General features: G+C 39.3%; 1 protein-coding gene. It reads right to left on the reverse strand.

Annotation, left to right across the window (positions count from 1 at the left end; translation table 11 throughout):
* On the reverse strand, window positions 1-202 hold a 202-nt coding region (locus AOA60_RS01690; RefSeq protein ID WP_305887034.1), incomplete at its 3' end, for an aminotransferase class III-fold pyridoxal phosphate-dependent enzyme.
* Between the last annotated feature and the right edge of the window lie 55 nt (window positions 203-257).

The following is a 257-nucleotide window of genomic DNA, read 5'->3' on the forward strand; positions in this document are numbered from 1 at the left end:
CTTTGATGCCAGGAAGCATGGAACCGAAATCCTCTTTATATGCTTCATTTGATGATAAAGAAACTGCTGTCATCGTTCTCCCATGAAAGTTATCTTCACAAACAATAATTTCAGCTTGATTTGCAGGGACACCCTTTACTCTATAAGCCCATCGACGCACGGCCTTTACTGCTGTCTCTACTGCTTCAGCACCAGTATTCATCGGTAATACCATGTTTTTACTAGTTAGCTTTGAAACTCTTTCATAAAAATTACCT

It is taken from the genome of Pseudomonas sp. 2822-17 (assembly GCF_002742485.1).
In the GTDB taxonomy this organism is placed as follows: domain Bacteria; phylum Pseudomonadota; class Gammaproteobacteria; order Pseudomonadales; family Pseudomonadaceae; genus Aquipseudomonas; species Aquipseudomonas cyclaminis.